The sequence below is a fragment of the Gordonia sp. 852002-50816_SCH5313054-c genome, assembly GCF_001665925.1.
In the GTDB taxonomy this organism is placed as follows: domain Bacteria; phylum Actinomycetota; class Actinomycetes; order Mycobacteriales; family Mycobacteriaceae; genus Gordonia; species Gordonia jacobaea.
In genome coordinates this window covers 1-1,656 of record NZ_LZTE01000048.1, presented here as the reverse complement: position 1 = coordinate 1,656, position 1,656 = coordinate 1, and the positions used below count along the sequence as shown (strand labels likewise).

Genomic DNA, 1,656 nt, shown 5'->3' with positions numbered 1-1,656 from the left:
TCTAAGCCTCGATCCACCGATTCGTATTCGTTTGGGCGGTGAGGGATAGACGAAATGCCCTGTCTGAGTGACAGAATGGGAATTGTCTAGGTTTCCATCCGTGCACGCAGAAGGGCATCTCGTAGATGCGATTGTCTCACAGTCATCCGGTCCGGTCTGCATCCTGTGATGATCCGAATCTCCTCGGCGCGGCGGGGTTGGTGCCGGTGATGACGTTGGCCGAGCAAGCGGGCCTGTCGGGGTTGGCTCTCGAGCATCTGACGGTGCCGACCGACAAGGGCGCCAATCCGGATCGGAAGGTGTTCTCGCTGGTCGCGGGCATGGTGGCCGGTGCCGACAGCATCGATGACATGGCCGTACTGCGGCACGGTGCGATGGGGAAGGTGTTCGACCATCCGTATGCCCCGTCGACGTTGGGGTCGTTTCTGCGCGAGTTCCGGTTCGGGCATGTCCGGCAATTGGATGCGATCGCCGCCCGCACGCTCGCTGGCCTGCACACCCACACCCCGGTACTGGCCGGGATCGACGGGCCGGTGATGGTCGACATCGACGACTCGATCATCGAGGTCCACGGCCCGGCCAAACAGGGCGCTGGGTTCGGCTACACCCGGGTACGGGGGCTCAACTCGGCGATCACCACCATCAGCACCGCCCACGGTGCACCGGTGATCGCTGCTCAACGACTACGCAAAGGAGCATGCAATTCCGCCCGCGGAGCCCATCGGTTGATCGCCGACACACTGGCTAGCGTGCGGCGTCTGCGGTCGACTGACGCGTCGGGGCCGGTGCTGGTGCGGGCGGATTCAGCGTTCTACGGTCACCGCGCCGTCAGTGCTGCGATCGGTGCCGGCGCCCAGGTATCGGTCACCGTGCGCCAAGACTTGCGGATACGTGCGGCGATCAGCGAGATCGCAGCCGATGCGTGGACAAAGATCGAGTACACCGACGCGATTCTCGACGCGGACACCGGACTGTGGATCTCACGTGCCGAGGTCGCCGAGATAGCGTTCACCGCGTTCACCTCCAAAGCCAAAGCGCTGCAGGTTCCCGGGCGGCTGGTGGTGCGCCGTATCCCCGACTTCCGACCCGAGGGCGACGGCCTGTTCGATGTGTGGCGATTCCACGCCTTCTTCACCACCAGCGACCTCGACACCGTCACCGCCGACAAGACCCACCGCGCCCACGCGGTCATCGAACAAGTTCACGCCGATCTCAAAGCCTCCGCGCTCGCGCATCTGCCGTCGGGAAAGTTCTGCGCGAACGCCGCCTGGCTGGTGTGTGCGGTCATCGCGTTCAACCTGACTCGTGCTGCCGCCAGCCTCAGCGGCGGGCGTCTGGCCAAAGCCACCACATCCACGGTCCGCCGCACCCTGATCTGCATTCCGGCGCGTATCGCGTCCTCAGCCCGGCGCATCACCATGCACCTACCCGCCCGATGGCCGTGGGAAACCGAATGGAACCTGTTGTTCGACAACACTATTCACCGAAGACCGCCAACCTGGCCCTAACCACCCCGGCCCAACAGCCTCGATCCCGAAACCCGGTGAAACAAGCCGACATCAGAGATCGGCAACTGACTCATGCCCGCCACCCAGGCCGAACGTGCTCAACACTTTTCACCACACCGCAAAAGCCGATCGGTGGATCGAGGCTAAG

The 1,656-nt window shown here is 63.9% G+C and carries 1 protein-coding gene; it reads left to right on the top strand.

Going from position 1 to position 1,656, the window contains the following annotated elements:
- The first annotated feature begins 125 nt into the window (after window positions 1-125).
- Entirely contained in the window at window positions 126-1,508 is a 1,383-nt protein-coding gene (locus A5788_RS11585) for an IS1380 family transposase (RefSeq protein ID WP_064868524.1), read from the top strand.
- Window positions 1,509-1,656 lie beyond the last annotated feature (148 nt).

Excerpts from the sequence above, each read along its gene's own strand:
- A5788_RS11585 (WP_064868524.1), top strand. The coding sequence starts at position 126 with ATGCGATTGTCTCACAGTCATCCGGTCCGGTCTGCATCCTGTGATGAT.